The organism is Rhodocaloribacter sp., from assembly GCF_056451265.1.
Window position 1 is genome coordinate 104,422 of record NZ_JBWOPL010000041.1, and the last position, 16,936, is coordinate 121,357.

Below are 16,936 nucleotides of genomic sequence, written 5' to 3' on the forward strand. Positions count from 1 at the left end.
TCCACACGCTGGTCACACGCGGGCGCTTGCGTGCAACCTCTCAGACGGGAGACCGCCGGATCGCCCCGCCCCACCGCGCGTATGTATGCCACTCCCTTCCACGAAGTATCCCTCTTCATCATGACCCGAACCGCACTCTTTCTCCCGCTCGCCTTTCTTCTCATCCTCACCGCGTGCGACTCCTCGGGCTCCAATGAGCCGGAGGTCAAGCCGAACTCCATCGACGGCAACTGGGTCGGCGAAGTCACCTCGCAGGATCAGAACGGCATGCCTCTCTCGTTCGCGGTCGACATGACGATTGCCGAGGACCGTTCGAACGTCACCGGCGGCGGCACCGTGACCGGCCCGGACGGCGCGAAATCGTTCGTGCTCGTCGAGGGGTCGAGCAGCTATCTCCACCCTATCATCAACTTCGACCTCCTCTTCGACGGCCCTCCGCTCGGTGAACTCAACGGCGCCATCACGGAAGATCTGAAACAGATCCGGGGCACGATGAGCGGCCCCGGCTTCGCAGGCATCGCCGAGTTGGAAATCGTCCTCTCGAAACGGCCGCAGTGAGGACGCCGATCTTCGCCGGGGGAACGCGCGCCTGAGCGCGGCCGATAGCGCCGAGCCGACGCGAGTCCCTTCACTTCCGCACGTCGAACGACAGCGTGCGCGTCACGGTCCGGCCCGTCGTGTCGTCGGTGACGTGGACGGCGACCTCGAAGCGCCCCTCTGCGCGGAGCTTGCGCAGATCCAGGAAGATGGTTTCGCGGGCGGTGCGGTGGTCGCTCGTGTAGGGCGTCGTCGCGGTGATGCGCTGTTCGCGTTCGCCGTTCTTGCCGCGCCGCACCACCTCATACGCCACGGTGAAATGGGCGCGATCGTCCGCGCCGAAGAGGAGGTGATACACCTCGAAGTACAGCCCGAACGCGATCTCCGGCGTGAGGGCGCCGTGGGGATACGGCGTCGCCTCGTCGAGGGGTTGCGCCGCGTCGAGGAGCCGGATCGGCTTGAGGTCGCTCATCTCCAGACGGGCCGGGTCGGGCGAGAGCGCCTCGACCATGCCGATGCGGTAGACGCCGACCTTGAACTTCGGCCCGCGCGCCACCGCCGCGCCCACCGACGATACGGACACGTCCCATTGAAGCGCGAGGCCGTATCGTCCCGTATCGCCCCGCGCCACGAAGGTTTGCGCCGGGATCACGGCCGTCTCGTCTCCCCCGGCGTCGGCCACCATGCGGCGGGCCACCTGCCGGCCCCGCGCGCGGAAGTCGTCCGTCTGGCGGAGCGCCGTCATCTCGATGAGATACGGTCCCTCGGGCGTGAAGCCCTCCTCGCTCAGCCGCTTCTCCAGCTTTTTCGAAGGCGCGAGGTCGCGGGTCTTCAGGCCCCAGTACACTTCGGTGCGCGTCGTGCCGTCGGGGTCGAGGAAGCGGGCCCATCGCACCTCGACGGGCAGGCGGTCCACGTCGTCGAAAACGTTCGTATAGGCGGCGGGGACGCGGGCCTCGCGGCTTTGGATGGCGCGGCGATCCTCGGCGCGGGCGCGCGAGAGCGTCGAGAAGACCGTGGCTGCCGGCGCCGGCGGCGTGGCCCGATACGTTCCGGCGGGGCTGCGCTGCGTCCCGGCGAGCGCATAGTCTTCGAGGAGCCCGAGGTAGTTCTCGATCTGTTCGTACATCGAGACGTAGTGCCCCTTCGGATGGTACAGCGCGAGCAACCGATAGATGCCCATCATCGAAGCCATGAGGCGCAGGCTGCTCCGCCGACCCCGAAGCGAAGGCGGCACGAGATCCACGGGACTGCCGAGCCGAAAGGGCCGCCCGCGCTCGCGCACGAAGAGGTACTGCGCGGTGTCGTCTACGTGGTCGTACACCCAGAAGACGCCCTCCGGATAGAACGGCGCGAGGGCGTCGGAGAGTTGGGGCCGAAGCGGCTCATTCTGATCGATCATGACGGCGGTGGTGCGGGCGGGCGGCCCGAGACGGATATAGATCTGTGCGCGGTCGTCGAAGCCGAGCGGGGCGAGCGGGTGGCCGAAGGTCTTCGTCGCGTGGGCGACGCGTTCGAGGTGTTCGAGCAGGCGTTCGTTCTCGGGCGTGGCCGGCAGCGGGTCCATGCTCCGCCACCACGCGGCCAGCCGCGCGCCCATGCCCGGGGGCAGGCGCACCGTGTCGGCGGCGGCGACCTCGGAGAGCCCCGTCGCTTCGCGGAGGCTGTCCGGGAGGATGAGCGCCAGCGGGGCGAGCACGCGCGTGCGGATGGGGCGAAGGTCCTCCGGCAGATCGCCGTCGAGGTGTTCGAGAAGCGTCAGATAGGCGGACGCCGCCACGGGATACCGAAGCGTGTCCTTCCGCGCAAAGGTCTGTGTGATGAGCGCATCGGCGAGCCGGAGGTCGATGCGGCCCGCTTCCGTGAGCGCCTGCCACCCGCGCGCCCACACGTCGAGGGCGCGTTCCGGCTTCTCCGCGGAGCGATAGGCGCGCCCGAGCCAGTACGCCGCCGACCCGCGCCCCGGCACGAAGAAGTCGGGAGCCTCGCGAAAGACGGCGGCGAGCGGCATCACGGCGGCCTCATACGCCCCTGCCTCGACGGCCCGCACGCCCTCGGCGAACGCAACGTTCAGCCCGGACAGCCCCTGTCCCCGCGCCACTCCGACGAGCAACATCATCCCGCAGAGTGCGCCGACCATCGTCAAAAATCGTCTTCGCCTCGCCATCTCGGAGCTCTCCGATCAACCGTAAAACACACGCCTTCCGCGCCTCGAACTTTCGATGCGAGGGACCGACGTATGTTACCCCCCGTTTTCCTCAAGGTTCGATAATTCCTTCGGTTATGCCCCCTTCGGCGAGAGCGCCGCTCACCGCAACGGCAAACGGATCGACCGGCGGACGTACCCTTCGTCGGATTCGTCGAAGGTGATGTGGAGGGCCGCGTCGCCGTTGGCGGCTTCGGTCACCGTCATGCCGCCGACCACGCCGATCCGGTGCGGCGTGCGGACGTAGAGCGTGTACGTCCGTCCGCCCCGCCCTTCGACGACGAGGTCGAGCACCTCCCCTTCGGTAAGGGGGAGCGCCCGTGCCCGGAGCACGCGAAGGCCCTCGTTCCGCGCGCCCTCCGGCGCGGGCTCCCGCCGCACGTACACGTGCGTGCCCGGCGTGTGGGTGAAGACGACCTCCACCCGTTCCGGCGGATCCTCCACGCGCACGACGGCCCGCTGACCATCTCCCCGGAAAACAACCTCGTAGTCCGCCTGCGGCCCCTCGTTCACCCGAACGTCCGTGAACGTCACGTCTATCGGAAAGGCGGGCGCCAGTTCCAGCGTCGCCACGCCCGTCCCGGCGGTTCGCTCGGCGACGAGGCGCGTCCGCCCGACGTCCCGGGTCATCCGGAGCGTGTACGTCGCATCGCCCGCCTTCACGTTCGTCAGTTCGAAGTGGTCCCAGTCCGCCGGAGGCTGCGGGGCGAAGCGGAGCGTGCGCCCGGCGTCCCGGACCTCCACGCCGGAGAGCCCGCGCACCGCCGGCGTGACGATCATCGCCTCGGACCACACCTGATGGTGCGACGAGCGCCCGAACGCCGTATTGAAATCCCCCGAAAGGAGTTCGGTCACGTAGCCGAGGGCGTCCTGATGCGTGAGGAAGGCGTTCGCCATGAGCGCCTGATAGCCGACGTGGGGCCGGTCGTACCGATACGCTCCCATGGCCGCCCATCCGGTGAAGAGCGGCCACACCGAGCCGTAGTGATAGGAGAGCGGATCATAGCGTTCGCTGCGATCCGAGAGAATGCGGGCGCCCCAGTCCGTCGCGAGCGCGCCCGCGCCGAGGTGGTCGATGGTCGCCTGCGCCCGTTCGTCGTCGAGGACGCCCCACCACATCGGCACGGCGGGCAACACGGTGTTCTCGTCGGCGAAGGGCTCGGTGTGTTCGGGGTCGGCGCGGCCCGGCGTTCGGCTCGAAAAGGCATAGCGTCCCACGTCTTCGAGCCAGTAGACCTTCTCGAGGGCCTGCCGTGTGCGGAAGGCGGCGGCGCGGCCATCCGCCGCCTGTCGCGCGTCGCCGAGCGCCACGGCCATCTCCGCCATATCCCGGGCCGCCTCCACCCACAGGCCCTGCATATAGATCTCCTCGTGCGCCGGATAAAGCTCGCCGCCCTCGACCCATCCGTGTCCGAAGCCCGTGTTCTCGATGAGATCGTTGCCGTCGGTGTCCGTGGCGGCGGTGAAGGCAAAGGCTTTCTTCAAGGCCTCCCAGTTCGCCCGGAGGTAGTCGAGGTCGCCCGTGGCGCGATAATGTTCGGCGTGGGCAATGATGAAGAGCGGGGTGGCGTCGGCGCTCGCCCACGGATACGGATAGTCGTCGAACCAGTCGAGGAGCGCGGCGCTTTGCGAGACTTCGTGAGGGATCTTTCCGTCCTCACGCTGAAATTTTTTGAGGAAGTCGAGCGCGGTGCGTGCGGCGTCGAAGTCGCCGTAGGCCAGGAGGGCGAACGTGGTCCACAGGGCGTCGCGTCCGAAGAACCAGGCGAAGCCGGGCCGCTCGCTGTTGCCCGCCGTTCGGAAGCCCGCCACGAAGCCCGTGCCGAGGTAGGGGTTCGTAGCCAGCCCCTTGTCCGTGCCGATCTTTGCCCACGCGAAGGCCTCGTCGAGCCGCTCGTCCGGGGTGTGCAGGGCGGTCGTCCGCGCGAGGAAGTCGCGATAATACCGGACGTTAGCGTCATAGAGCGCTTCGACCGAGCCGAGGATCCGGTCGTACGTCGCGCGCGCGGCCTCGAAGCCGTCCACGCTCCCCGCCACGACGACGGGGAGGAGATAGTCCCGCGCCGTCTCCGGCGACACGTCGAGGACGAACCGGTTGGGCACATCGCGCGGCTCCTCCTGATACGGCATCACGGACACGTCCCGCGCCCCCGGCGCGCCGACGATCCCGGCGAAACGGCGGCTCTCCTCGACGATGCCGTAATAGTCGCCCTCGTCATCCCAGAAAATGTTGCCCGTCATCAGCCCGGCGGGCCACATGAGGCGGAGATCGGGGCGAAACGAGGCGGTGATGGTGAGGGGCCGGACGCTGTCCACGTCGAGGAGCATGACCACGCCCCTCTCGTCGACCGGGGCGAAGAGGATCTGCCGGACGGTGAAGGCCGCGTGGGTGTACGTGAGGATCGTCGCCTCGGGCCGCACGTCCACGCTCGTGATGAGGTCCGTCCCGGCGAACGTGCCCGGATAGTCCGCGATCCGGAAGGCCAGTTCGAAGTCGGCGATGAGTTTGAGCGGATACGCCCACACCTCGAAGGGCCGGTTTTCATAGCCGAAGACGGCGGACTTTCGTCCGAGCACGTCGAAGAACGCGCCGATCCGTGCGGATCGTTCGAGCTTCAGGCCGCTCTCCGCAGGCTCGAAGCGCGGCACGAGGCCCGCCGTCGTCTGCGCCCGGGCGGTCGTCGGGAAAGCGAAGGTGACGAGCACGAGGCAGAGCGGAAGGAGCCGTGAGGATGCCATGGGTGTTGCCGGTTTGGGATGCGCGGGCGGAGGCGTTTACGCGCCCCGGAGCGCACCGCGTGTTTTGTTTCAGCTTTTTCTCGGGTGCACAAGATCCCGCTTGCATTTTTGTGATGCAAACGATTACAATTCAGGGCCTCTCTCCGGGAGGCCGCCCTGCCCTCCGGGCGACGGACGTTCTCCACCCCGTCCACGCGCATTCGTCCCCGGCGGCGCTTCGTCCCCGTCCGCTCACCAGCCTCGCACCTCCATGCCCGCTTTTGAACTGACCGCGCTCGATCTCTTCATGGTGGTGGCCTACGTCATCTTCATCGTATGGGTCGGCATCTACGTCTCCCAAAAGACCGAGACCACCACCGACTACTTCCTCGCGGGGCGATCGCTGACATGGTGGTTGATCGGCTTCTCGCTGTTTGCCTCCAACGTGTCTTCGAGCACGATGGTGGGGCTCTCCTCGAGCGCCTTCAGTTCGGGCATCTCGGTGTATAATTACGAGTGGATGGCGGCCTTCGTGCTCATCTTCTTCATCGTCTTTTTCCTGCCTTTCTACCTGAAAACGCAGGTTTTCACGATGCCCGAGTTTCTCGAGCGTCGTTTCGACGCGCGTTCGCGGTATTATTACTCCGCGCTGCTGGTGTTCATGAACATCGTCATCGACACGGCGGCGGCGCTGTATGCGGGTGCGCTGGTGGTGCAGATGATCTACCCGAACATTCCGCTGTGGCAGGCCGTGACGGTGCTCGGCGTGCTGGCGGGCTTCTACACGATCGCCGGAGGGCTGAAGGCCGTCGTCTACACCGACGCCGTACAGGCGGTGCTTCTGATCCTCGGCGCCCTGCTCGTGTCGGTCATCGCTTTCGACGCCGTCGGCTCGTGGGACGCCGTGCTCGCCGTCGTGCCGCCGGAGGACCTGAGCGTCATCCAGCCGGCCACCGACCCGACGATGCCGTGGCCCGGACTGCTCACGGGCGTCTTCCTCCTTGGCTTCTATTTCTGGGGCACCAACCAGTTCATGGTCCAGCGCACGCTCGGCGCGAAGGACCTCAACCACGGGCGGTGGGGCGCGCTCTTTGCCGGACTGCTCAAGCTCCCGATCATCTTCATCATGGTGCTGCCCGGCATCTTCGCCCGGCTGATCTATACGGCGGAGAGTCATCCCGAGATCGCCGCGCGCCTGGCCGAAAACGCCGACCTCATCTTTCCCACCCTCATGTTCGATCTGCTGCCGCCCGGCATCCGGGGGCTGATCATCACCGCGCTCGTGGCCGCCATCATGTCGAGCGTGGACTCGACGCTCAACTCGGCCTCGACGCTCGTGACGATGGACTTCGTCAAGAAGCTCCGTCCGAACGCGAGCAACCGCACGCTCGTGATCGTCGGACGCGTCGTCACGTTCGGTTTCATGACGCTGGCGATCCTGTGGGCGCCGCAGATCCTCCGCTTCCCCGACCTGTGGACGTACCTCCAGCAGATGCTCGCCTACCTCGCGCCGCCGGTGCTGGCCTGCTTCCTCGTGGGGCTTTTCTGGAAACGGGCCAACCGGCACAGCGCCTTTGCCGCGCTCCTCGTCGGACACTTCTCGGCGGCCGTCATCTTCGCCTTCGCGCTGGCCGGCAAGCTCATCATCCAGACCGGCCCGCTCGGCCCCGAGGAGGCGCTCCTTGCCGCGCAGGGCGTGCCCGTGCTCCATTTCCTCTACCTCCCCCCGATCCTCCTCTCCATCAGCGCCGTCACGATGGTCGTCGTCAGCCTGATGACGGAAGCGCCGGACCCGGAGCAGGTGAAAGAGCTGACGTGGACGCCCGCCTTCTTCCGTGAGGAGACGAAAGAGCTGGCCGCGCTCCCGTGGTACCTGAACTATCGGTACCAGTCGGTGGCCCTGCTTTTGCTCATCGCGCTTTTCGTCGGCATGTTCTGGTAAGAAACCCGGGCGGACGGTGCGGGCTTCATGCCGGGCGCCGCCCTCACACGAGCGCGCCATGGTTGCGAAGACGCCGGAGAGAATCACGAAGAAGCGGTGGGCGACCGGCGATCACGCGCGGCTGCTCCTCGAAGCGTTCCGGGCGCGGCAGGCGAAGAGGCTCGCCGACCGGCCGGCCCTCGACGCCCGCCTCGAAGCGCACCTGCCCGATTTCTGGGAGGCCTACGCGAGCGTATACGGCTCGGCCTTCGAGCAAGCCGCGTGGGCGCTCCGCCTCCTCGACGCCGCCGTCCGGGGAGCCCTCCGCCGACGGGCCGCCCTCCGCGCCCGCGACGCCCGGCACGAAGCGGACCCGCACGACTATCAAAGCCAGGAGGTCATCGGCGTCTCGCTCTACGTGGACCTCTTCGCCGGCACGCTCGCGGGCGTCCGCGAGCAGCTCCCGTACCTCGAAGAACTCGGCGTCACGTACGTGCATCTGATGCCGCTGCTCAAGACGCGCGAGGGGCCGAACGACGGCGGCTATGCCGTGGCCGACTATCGCACCGTCGACCCGCGCCTGGGCACGACGACCGACCTCCGCGCCCTCGCCGACGCCCTCCACGCACGGGGGATGCGCCTCGCCATCGACTTCGTGATGAACCATACGGCGCGGGAGCATCCGTGGGCGCAAAAGGCCCTCGCCGGCGACCCCGAGCGTCAGGCGTTCTACCTCATGTTCGACGACCGCGCCCTCCCCGACGCCTTCGAACGCACCCTCCCGGAGGTCTTCCCCGACTTCGCGCCCGGCAACTTCACCTTCGTGCCCGAGATCGGAAAGTGGGTGTGGACCTCGTTCTATGACTTCCAGTGGGACCTCGACTACCGGAACCCGGCGGTCTTCGCTGCGATGTTCGAGGAAATGCTCTTTCTGGCGAACACCGGCGCGGACGTCCTCCGCCTCGACGCCGTCCCGTTTCTGTGGAAAGAGATGGGCACGGACTGCCGCAATCTGCCCGAGGCGCACGCGCTCCTCCGCGCCTATCGCGCGCTCATGCGGATCGCCGCGCCGGGGGTGCTCTTCAAAGCCGAGGCCATCGTCGCGCCCGACGAGATCATCCGCTATCTCGGCGTGGGCGGGCACGAGGAGAAGGCGTGCGAACTGGCATACAATGCCACGCTGATGTGTCACCTCTGGCACGCGCTCGCCTCCGAGAACACCCGCCTGCTCCGCACGGCGCTCTCCACGCTTCCGCCGGCCCCCGCGAGCGCGCTCTGGCTCAACTACGTCCGCTGCCACGACGACATCGGATGGGGCATCGCCGACGAGGACGCCGCCGCCGTCGGGCAGGACGGGCATCGCACCCGCATGTTCTGCGCGGATTTTTACGCGGGCCGCCTGGCCGGAAGCTACGCCGAGGGCTATCGTTTTCAGATCGACCGCCGCACGGGCGAGGCGCGCACTTCCGGCACGGCCGCCGCCCTCGCCGGGCTGCAGAAAGCGCTCGTCGAAGGCGCGCCGGAGACCGTCGAGGCGGCGCTCGACCGGCTCCTGCTTTTGCACAACGTCGTCTTCACCATGCGCGGCGCGCCCCTGCTCTTCAGCGGCGACGAGGTGGGTCAGCTCAACGACTTCTCGTACCTCGACGACCCGCTCAAAGCCGCCGACAACCGGTGGGTGCATCGCCCGAGGATGGACTGGGAACGGGCCGAGCGAAGGCGCGTGCCGGGCACGGCGGCGCACCGGCTCTTCCACGGCCTCCAACGCTTCGCCGCGACGCGCAAACGCCTCCGGGCGCTCCACGGGCGGGCCGAGGAGCACCTCCTCTTCACCGAGAGCGACCGGCTCCTCGTCGTCGAGCGGGTGTATGAGGGCGAGCGGCTCCTCGTCGTGTCCAACTTCTCGCGCGCGCCCGAGCGCCTCCGGCTCTCCGCCCTTCCGGCGGCCTGGCGCGGCCCCGCTTTCCGCGACGCGCTCACCGGTGAGACGCTCTTTTTCACCTCCGGCGACCTCGTCGTGCCCCCGTACGGCTTCCGGTGGCTCCTGCCCGCGCCCGACGCTGCGCCGGGCGCGCCGGTGAAGACGACCCTCCGCCTCCGCATCGAGACGTTCTGGGGCGAGACGATCCACGCTTTCGGCGCGCTCGAAGCGCTCGGCGGCGGCGACCCCCGGCGGGCCGTGCCGCTCCACGCCGACGACTACCCGTACTGGACCGCCGAGGTCGAAATCCCGGAAGGGGTCTGTTTCACCTTCCAATGGTTCAAAAAGCGCGACCCGCACATCGCCGGATGGTCCGAAAAAACGTACTGGATGAAGGCCGGAGAAATGCGGATCTTTGAGCTTTGAAGTCATGGCGCATCGGGCGACCCGTGGCTCGCCCCGACGGGCGCGCGTTCGGGGGAAGGCGACTGCCTTCATGAAACCGCTCGCGCCCATGCGCCGTGTGGGAACGCCCCGACGGGACGCGCCGCCTCCCATGGCTCGGCGTGCGATGCCACCCGACCACCTCGAAACCCGCTCCAAGCCCTGACCCGGCCATGCAGACGACGGATGAAGCGAAGCGGGGTCACTCACCAATCCGATCCGGCCCATGTCCTCAACCTGGAAAGTTCGAATCTCGCTGGCGCTGAACTTCTTCGTCTTCGCCATTTTGCTCAACACCGTCGGCATCGTCATTGCCCGCGTCATCGAGAGCTACAGCGTCGACGATGCGCTGGCGGCGAGCCTGGAGGCGTTCAAGGACCTCTCCATCGCCGGGGCGTCGTTTCTGCTGGCCTCGTACATTCCGCGTTTCGGCTACCGGCGCTCGATGCTGGCGGGACTGCTGGCCGTCACGCTGGCAAGCATGCTCGTGGCGCTCGTGAGCGGCTTCTGGGTGACGCCCGTGCTCTACATGACCATCGGCGTCAGCTTCGCGCTGATGAAAGGCGCGGTGTATTCGACCATCGGCCTCATCACGAAAAACCAGCAGGACCACACCAGCCTGATGAACATCCTGGAAGGCACCTTTCAGGTCGGCGCGCTGACGGGGCCGCTCTTCTTCTCCCTTGCCCTGAGCCTGCATTTCTCGTGGAACCAGACGTACTGGCTCATCGCCTCGGTGAGCGCGCTGGCGTTTCTGCTATTGCTCAGCACGCCGCTCGACGAGCGCGAGGTGGCGGCGCATCCGGAGCAGGCGGGCATCGTGGAGATGTTCAAGCTGCTCCGCCTGCCGATGGTGTGGGTCTTCGTCCTCTGCGCGTGGCTCTACGTGATGATCGAGCAGAGCTTCGGCACGTGGCTGCCGACGTTCCACGAGCGCATCTTCGGCCTCGCGCCCGCCATTGCGGCGGGGCTGCTGAGCGTCTATGCCGGCTCCATCGCCCTGAGCCGCTTCCTCATGGGCTACCTCTCGAAACGCCTGCCCTGGCTCCCGACGCAGCTCACCCTCCTCGGCGGCGCCTTCGTCCTCACGCTGACCATCCTCCTCGCCACCTCCGACTGGCAGCCCGGCGACGTGCAGGAATGGAGCCGCATCCCCCTGCTCGCGCTCGTCTTCTCCGTCATGGGCTTCTTCATCGGCCCCATCTATCCGACCATCGTCTCCATCGTGCTGAGCAAGCTCGAAAAGCCCCGGCACGCCGCCATGACGGGCCTGATCATCATCTTCTCCGCCCTCGGCGGCACCACCGGCTCGTTCATCGTCGGCTTCATCTCACGGAGCTTCAGCACCCACGACGCGTTCTTCTATCCCCTCATCCCCATGACGCTCCTGGGGCTGCTCCTGCTTCCGTACAAACGCCTCGCCGACCGCGTGGTTGACCCCGCATAGAACGCCTGACACGCCGTACGCCTGCCCTCTCCTTATGCCCCCTTTGCCATGACGCTCCACCTTCCCGTCGAAGACACGTTCCGCCGCCTGCTCGCCCAGGAAGACACCGACGGCGACCGGCAGATCACCGTCAAGGACGACGGGCCCAGGCGCTTCGAAGTCGGCGGCGCCTATGCCGTCGAGGGGACGTATGCGCTCTCGAACCTGCTTCAGGAACTGGCGCTCGCCCGCGAAGCCGGCCTCGACACGCTCACGGTCGACTACGAGCGGCTCTATGAAAACCCCGTGCGTCGCATCTCCCGGATGATCCGCGAGATCTTCTGGGACGGCCTCACGCGCACCGTCGACGCCGAGGGGCTGGCGCGCACGACCATCGACACGAAGGGCGAGGGAGCCGACCTCGACCGCCGCGCCCGCGTCTACGTGCCGCACACCGACCCGACGGCGCAGGCGTATTTCGCGGAGGTCGCCCGCGAGCGCCCCGAACTCGGCCTCGACGTGGTCGCGCTGCCCGATGCCATCACGCCCGAATACGTCCTCGGCCTCAACGACCGGCCCGGCATCCTCAGCCTGAAGCTCGTGCGCGACGCCGACGGGCGGCTGCGCGGGCTGCCGTTCGTCGTGCCCGGCGGACGCTTCAACGAACTCTACGGGTGGGACAGCTATTTCGAGGCGCTCGGACTCCTCCACGACGGGCGCGTCGACCTGGCGAAGGCGATGGTCGAGCATTTCCTCTACGAGATCACGCATTACGGGCAGATTCTCAATGCCAACCGAAGCTATTACCTGACCCGCTCGCAGCCGCCTTTCCTGACGTCGATGGGCCTCGCCGTCTACGAACACCTCCCCGAAGGTCCGACCCGCGACGCCTGGCTCCGCGACGTGATGACGACGGCCATCCGGGAATACGAGACCGTGTGGACCGCCCCGCCGAAGCGGACCGCGACGGGCCTGAGCCGGTACTACGGGCGCGGCATCGGGATGCCGCCCGAGACCGAGGAGGGCCACTTCGACGCCGTGCTCCGCCCGTATGCCGAGGCCGCCGGCATGGACCTCCGCGCCTTCGCCCGGGCCGTGCGCCGCCGCGAGATCGTCCATCCCGAACTCGACGCCTACTTCGTGCACGACCGCGCGCTCCGCGAATCCGGGCACGACAACAGCTATCGCCTCGAAGGCCGCGCCGCCCACCTCTGCACGGTCGACCTGAACGCGCTCCTTTACAAATACGAGACCGACCTCGCCCGCACCCTCCGCGACGTCTTCGGCGACGCCCTCACGACGCCCGACGGCCGCACGCACACGAGCGCCGAGTGGTCCGCACGCGCCGAGCGCCGCAAGGCGCGGATCCATGAGATGTGCTGGGACGAAGCGCGCGGGATGTTCTTCGACTATGACTTCGTGGAAAAAAAGCGGACCGGCTTCGAGAGCGTCACCACGCTGTATGCGCTGTGGGCGGGCCTGGCGACGGAGGCGCAGGCCGAGGCGCTCGCGACCCGCGCCCTGCCGCTCTTCGAGATGCCGGGCGGCCTCGTCTCGACGACCGAGCGCGCGCGCGGACCGATCTCGGACGAGCGCCCGCAGCGACAGTGGGACTACCCCTTCGGCTGGCCGCCGCACCAGATCCTCGCCTGGCACGGCCTGCTCCGCTACGGCTACGCCGACGAGGCCCGACGCCTCGCCTACCGGTGGCTCCACATGATCACCCGGAACGCCGCCGACTACAACGGCACCATCCCCGAGAAGTACGACGTCGTCCGCCGCACGCACGACGTGTTTGTCGAATACGGCAACGTGGGCACCGATTTCGACTACATCACCCGCGAGGGGTTCGGGTGGATGAACGCCTCGTATCAACTCGGCCTGGCCCTCCTCACGCCCCCGGAGCGCACCGCCCTCGAAGCGGGCACGCCGCCCCCCGGCGTCGCCCCGGCATGAGGGAACCCGCCGCCTGCCCGGCGATCCAAAGCGACGTGAACCGGCCTGAAAACGAAAAAAGACGTATCCTTCGGGTTCGAGGGCTGGACGAGGAAGATCGAGCAAATGAGCTCGAACAATCCTCTCCGGCCGAGCGGCCGGCCATGGTCTGGCCGCTCACCGTAACGGCCTGGACCTTCAAAGAGCGCGGCTTTGCTCAATCCCGATTACAAAGACATATGGTCCGCCTTCGACGAAGAGAAGGTTGAATACCTGCTCGTGGGCGCCGATGCCGATTGGCTCGAATCATCCGGCCCCTGAGCCGAACCGGACTGCCTCACGTATCCCCCCGACCGCCATCCGTATGCGTATCTATTTCGCCGCCCCGCTCTTCTGCGCCGCCGAGTATGCCTTCAACGAGCGCCTGACGGCCCGGCTCGAAGCCGCCGGGTTCTCCGTCTACCTCCCGCAGCGCGACGGGCCGGAGAAGGGCCGCCCGCCCTTCAACATCGCCGACCCGTACGAACGGCGCGAGGCCATCTTCACCCGCGACCGCGACGAGGTCTTCGCCGCCGACATCCTCCTCTTCGTCGCCGACGGGCGCGTGCCGGACGAGGGCGCGTGCGTCGAACTCGGACTGGCGTATGCCCAGCGCCACTTCGAAGGTCGCCGCAAGCTCCTCCTCGGCTTCCACACCGACGCGCGGGGCGCGTTCCTCGGCGCGCGGCTTAACCCCATGCTCCACGTCGCGCTCGACGCCATCGTGCACGAAGAAGAGGCCCTCATGGCCACGCTCACGCATTATTTGCGGACCGGCGCCCTGCCGCCGCAATGACCGGCCGTTTACGAAGCATTGCCGAAGTCCATGCCGGGCGGCTCGGCCGGGGGCGCGGCCGGCGTTCTCCGCGCGGCGCGTCGACGGGCCAGGAGCGCATCGAGGCTGTACCGGCCCGGCCCGATGAAGAGGAGACTGAAAAAGAGAATCGCGCCTTTGAGGGCGTGCGAGGCTCCCCCCCAGCCGTCCCCGCGTCCGAGATGACGCCCGACGGCCACAAACATGGTGACGAAAAGCAGCAGACAGGCCGGGCGAAAGAAGAGCCCGAGCGCCAGCAGCGCCCCGCCCACCGTCTCCGCGAAAGCGGCCATGAAGCCCCAGAACGCGAAGCCGAACTCGATGCCGAAATGGCTCACGGCGGCCCCCGTCTTCGCCCACGTTTCCGGCCCCCCGGCAAGCTTGCCCCAGCCGTGAAGCGCGAGGTAATCCAGCCCCACACCCACCCGCAGGATCAACAGACCCAGATCCGCAAAACGCCCGATCCCCGGCGTTCTCCCCTTCGTCTTCATAATGGTCTCCTTCGTCCCTGACGCTGCCAACGCGGCGAAGGTAAATCATCGCGGCGTTTTTCGACAGACCCTCTTGAAAAAAAGAGAGGTGGGGATGTGTGGGTGGATGTCCGGGTGAGCCCTTCAGCCGGTCAGGAAATCGAGCACGGCCCGGGCGAAGGCTTCGGGCGCATCGGCGTGGACCCAGTGCCCCGCGCCCGGGATCGTGACGAGCCGAGCGCGGGGGAAACGGCGGCGGATGCGAGGCAGGTCCTCGTCGGTGATGTACGGCGAGTCGCCGCCGCGCACGAAGAGCGTCGGACCTTCGAACGTGCCGGCGGCGGGAATGTCGTCGCTGAGACGGTCGTAGTTGCGATAGAGCGCTTCGAGGTTCACGATCCACGAGAAGCCGCCGTGGGGTTCGGTTCGGAGATTCTTGAGGAGGAACTGCCGCACGGCGGTCGAGGGGATGCGCCGGGCCAGCGCCGCGTCAATCTCCGCGCGGGAGCGGAAAGCGTTCAGGTCGAGGTTGCGGAGCGCATCGAAAAGGTGGATCTGCCACGGCGGATACCGCTTCGGCGCGATGTCCACCACCACGAGCCGATCCACCCGGCGCGGACGCGTGAGGGCGAACTGCATGGCCGTCTTTCCGCCCATCGAGTGGCCCAGGACGTGCGCCGTGGCGAGGCCGTGGCGGTCCATGAATGCCTCCAGATCATCGGCCATGGCGGGGTAGTCGTGCACCGGATCGTGCGGCGAGCGCCCGTGGTTGCGCTGATCGACCGCATAGACGTGGAAATGCCGGGCGAAGACGCGGCTCGCGAGCGTGTGCCAGTTGCCGCTCGCCCCGAGAAGACCGTGGAGGATGATGAGCGGGGGTCCTGCTCCGTACTCCTTGTAAAAAAGCTCCATGACCAGTCGAACCGGATGTGACGGGTGGAAGCCGCAAACGACGCGCGCCGCCCAAGGTTCGCCGGCCTCTGCCAGAAGGCCCGCAACGACCGGCGGCGCGCCGCTTCGCACGACGCGCCGCCGACGGGCGGGAAAGCCCCGCGCGATAAGCATGAGGGATCACGCCTGCGACTTGAGCAGGTCGCGGATCTCGGCCAGAAGCTTCTCTTCCGCCGAAGGCGCCGGGGGAGCGGCCGGAGCGGCGGGGGCGGCTTCCTCTTTCCGTTTCATCTCGTTCATGGCCTTCACGACGAGGAACAGCACGAACGCCACGATGAGGAAGGCGATGACCACGTTGAGGAACGTGCCGTAGGCCAGCGCCACACCGCCCGCCTCACGCACGGCGGCGACGGTGCTCAGGTCCACCCCCGTCACGTCCGGCGGGTTGCGCAGGATGATGAACAGGTTGCTGAAATCCGGCGTGCCGAATACCGCCGCAATGATCGGCATCAATACGTCATCGACCAGCGATTTGACGACCGCGCCAAAGGCCGCGCCGATGATGATGCCCACGGCCATATCGACCATGTTGCCCTTCATGGCAAACTCTTTGAACTCCTTGAGCATAGACATACCTCCGATATTGGGTTGGGAAAGGTGGGAATGCACAATCGAAATCATGCCCATGCGCATCAGGCAAAAAACTTACCTCCTCCGACCCCATAGCTCAAGAAAATATCCGACCCGCCTCAATATTAACAGGCATAATCTATTATAAAACAACAACTTGAATAGCATAGATTTTTTTGATGTGCCCTCGCAAAAACGGCCCTTGGATCCGTGCCGTGGCTCATAATCGCCCACGCGCCTCATCGAAACCCGCCCGGGCGCGGCTGATAATCATACGATGAGCCGTGAGCAGGGGCATGCGGCCGCCCCGACGCTCCGTTCACACGTCCGAACCGTCCGCGTCCGACCCGGCTCCGTCGTCGGACGCGGGGGAACGTCGGCGGCAACAGCATCCGCCCCGACTGAACATCCAGATCAGCCAGCCGATGGCGAGCAAGGGAAGCAGCCGCCGAAAACCACCCGTGAGGAACGCCTCGGTCGAGATGTGGAACGTGGAGAGCACGACGATGAGCAATACGAGCAAGGCGAGCAGGGCGATTTTGGAAAGGTCTTTCATGCGGCTCCTCATGCGATGTGTCCCTCTCCCTACGAGGCCGCCCCCCGAGGGTTTCGACGTCGCCTTCCCCGATCCCTCGCACAGATGCGGAGGGCTGAACCGACGGTCTATAATCGAAGAAACCCCTCCCCCTGCCGGGGGGAGGTGACGCGAAGCGACGGAGGGGGGGTGACCCGGCCCCCGAGAGAGGATTCCTCCCATGCTTGAGAGATAGACAGCCCGTACTCGTATCGCGCAAAACAGAAAGCAAAAGCACGATGCCCTCCGCCTCCGCCCGACCTTTTACGCAACCGCCGGCAATCCCGAGCCGCCCCGAAGCTCATGTCTGCCGTAGCCTCCAACCCGAAAGCGACCGTGCTCGAAAGCCCCGCCCCCCTTGATCCGCCGGCCCACATCCTCATCGTCGACGACGACCCGTACGTGCGCGA

12 protein-coding genes are annotated in these 16,936 nt (G+C 67.0%); 6 read left to right on the top strand and 6 right to left on the bottom strand.

Going from position 1 to position 16,936, the window contains the following annotated elements; all coding sequences use genetic code 11:
* The first annotated feature begins 120 nt into the window (after positions 1-120).
* A complete protein-coding gene (locus tag AC1HIY_RS07165; protein WP_479576036.1) occupies positions 121-558 on the top strand; it encodes a hypothetical protein in 438 nt (145 codons plus the stop codon).
* Positions 559-628: 70 nt separating this feature from the next.
* Here the strand turns inward: AC1HIY_RS07165 and AC1HIY_RS07170 are convergent, their stop codons facing one another.
* Together AC1HIY_RS07170 and AC1HIY_RS07175 are read right to left on the bottom strand one after the other, a co-directional pair.
* Positions 629-2,704 carry a GWxTD domain-containing protein gene (locus AC1HIY_RS07170; protein ID WP_479576037.1) on the bottom strand — a complete coding sequence of 692 codons (2,076 nt, stop codon included), beginning with the start codon at positions 2,702-2,704 and terminating at the stop codon, positions 629-631.
* A gap of 141 nt (positions 2,705-2,845) precedes the next feature.
* Positions 2,846-5,482 carry an amylo-alpha-1,6-glucosidase gene (locus AC1HIY_RS07175; protein ID WP_479576038.1) on the bottom strand — a complete coding sequence of 879 codons (2,637 nt, stop codon included), beginning with the start codon at positions 5,480-5,482 and terminating at the stop codon, positions 2,846-2,848.
* A gap of 250 nt (positions 5,483-5,732) precedes the next feature.
* On the opposite strand from AC1HIY_RS07175, the gene AC1HIY_RS07180 reads away from it, so the two are divergent.
* The 5 genes from AC1HIY_RS07180 to AC1HIY_RS07200 all read left to right on the top strand — a co-directional run bounded on the left by AC1HIY_RS07180 (position 5,733) and on the right by AC1HIY_RS07200 (position 13,943).
* On the top strand, positions 5,733-7,403 hold the full coding sequence (locus AC1HIY_RS07180) for a sodium:solute symporter (protein WP_479576039.1): 1,671 nt from the start codon (positions 5,733-5,735) through the stop codon (positions 7,401-7,403).
* Between the two features lie 58 nt (positions 7,404-7,461).
* Positions 7,462-9,729 (top strand): alpha-amylase family glycosyl hydrolase, encoded by a 2,268-nt coding sequence (locus AC1HIY_RS07185; protein ID WP_479576040.1) that lies wholly within the window; start codon positions 7,462-7,464, stop codon positions 9,727-9,729.
* A 244-nt stretch (positions 9,730-9,973) separates the two neighbouring features.
* Entirely contained in the window at positions 9,974-11,194 is a 1,221-nt protein-coding gene (locus AC1HIY_RS07190) for an MFS transporter (protein WP_479576041.1), read from the top strand.
* Between the two features lie 48 nt (positions 11,195-11,242).
* Positions 11,243-13,129 carry a trehalase family glycosidase gene (locus AC1HIY_RS07195; RefSeq protein ID WP_479576042.1) on the top strand — a complete coding sequence of 629 codons (1,887 nt, stop codon included), beginning with the start codon at positions 11,243-11,245 and terminating at the stop codon, positions 13,127-13,129.
* Between the two features lie 343 nt (positions 13,130-13,472).
* A complete protein-coding gene (locus AC1HIY_RS07200) occupies positions 13,473-13,943 on the top strand; it encodes a nucleoside 2-deoxyribosyltransferase (RefSeq protein ID WP_479576043.1) in 471 nt (156 codons plus the stop codon).
* Between the two features lie 8 nt (positions 13,944-13,951).
* Here the strand turns inward: AC1HIY_RS07200 and AC1HIY_RS07205 are convergent, their stop codons facing one another.
* From AC1HIY_RS07205 to AC1HIY_RS07220, 4 genes are all read right to left on the bottom strand, one after another.
* Positions 13,952-14,452 (bottom strand): DoxX family protein, encoded by a 501-nt coding sequence (locus tag AC1HIY_RS07205; protein ID WP_479576044.1) that lies wholly within the window; start codon positions 14,450-14,452, stop codon positions 13,952-13,954.
* Positions 14,453-14,575: 123 nt separating this feature from the next.
* Positions 14,576-15,343, bottom strand: coding sequence for an alpha/beta fold hydrolase (locus tag AC1HIY_RS07210; protein WP_479576045.1), 768 nt, complete (start codon positions 15,341-15,343; stop codon positions 14,576-14,578).
* Between the two features lie 159 nt (positions 15,344-15,502).
* Positions 15,503-15,949 carry a large conductance mechanosensitive channel protein MscL gene (gene mscL / locus AC1HIY_RS07215; protein ID WP_479576046.1) on the bottom strand — a complete coding sequence of 149 codons (447 nt, stop codon included), beginning with the start codon at positions 15,947-15,949 and terminating at the stop codon, positions 15,503-15,505.
* Between the two features lie 322 nt (positions 15,950-16,271).
* Positions 16,272-16,508 (bottom strand): hypothetical protein, encoded by a 237-nt coding sequence (locus AC1HIY_RS07220; RefSeq protein ID WP_479576047.1) that lies wholly within the window; start codon positions 16,506-16,508, stop codon positions 16,272-16,274.
* Positions 16,509-16,936 lie beyond the last annotated feature (428 nt).

Coding starts and splice junctions, on each gene's coding strand:
- mscL (WP_479576046.1), bottom strand. CDS start 15,949: ATGCTCAAGGAGTTCAAAGAGTTTGCCATGAAGGGCAACATGGTCGAT.
- AC1HIY_RS07190 (WP_479576041.1), top strand. CDS start 9,974: ATGTCCTCAACCTGGAAAGTTCGAATCTCGCTGGCGCTGAACTTCTTC.
- AC1HIY_RS07175 (WP_479576038.1), bottom strand. CDS start 5,482: ATGGCATCCTCACGGCTCCTTCCGCTCTGCCTCGTGCTCGTCACCTTC.
- AC1HIY_RS07220 (WP_479576047.1), bottom strand. CDS start 16,508: ATGAAAGACCTTTCCAAAATCGCCCTGCTCGCCTTGCTCGTATTGCTC.
- AC1HIY_RS07210 (WP_479576045.1), bottom strand. CDS start 15,343: ATGGAGCTTTTTTACAAGGAGTACGGAGCAGGACCCCCGCTCATCATC.
- AC1HIY_RS07180 (WP_479576039.1), top strand. CDS start 5,733: ATGCCCGCTTTTGAACTGACCGCGCTCGATCTCTTCATGGTGGTGGCC.
- AC1HIY_RS07195 (WP_479576042.1), top strand. CDS start 11,243: ATGACGCTCCACCTTCCCGTCGAAGACACGTTCCGCCGCCTGCTCGCC.
- AC1HIY_RS07170 (WP_479576037.1), bottom strand. CDS start 2,704: ATGGCGAGGCGAAGACGATTTTTGACGATGGTCGGCGCACTCTGCGGG.
- AC1HIY_RS07200 (WP_479576043.1), top strand. CDS start 13,473: ATGCGTATCTATTTCGCCGCCCCGCTCTTCTGCGCCGCCGAGTATGCC.
- AC1HIY_RS07165 (WP_479576036.1), top strand. CDS start 121: ATGACCCGAACCGCACTCTTTCTCCCGCTCGCCTTTCTTCTCATCCTC.
- AC1HIY_RS07185 (WP_479576040.1), top strand. CDS start 7,462: ATGGTTGCGAAGACGCCGGAGAGAATCACGAAGAAGCGGTGGGCGACC.
- AC1HIY_RS07205 (WP_479576044.1), bottom strand. CDS start 14,452: ATGAAGACGAAGGGGAGAACGCCGGGGATCGGGCGTTTTGCGGATCTG.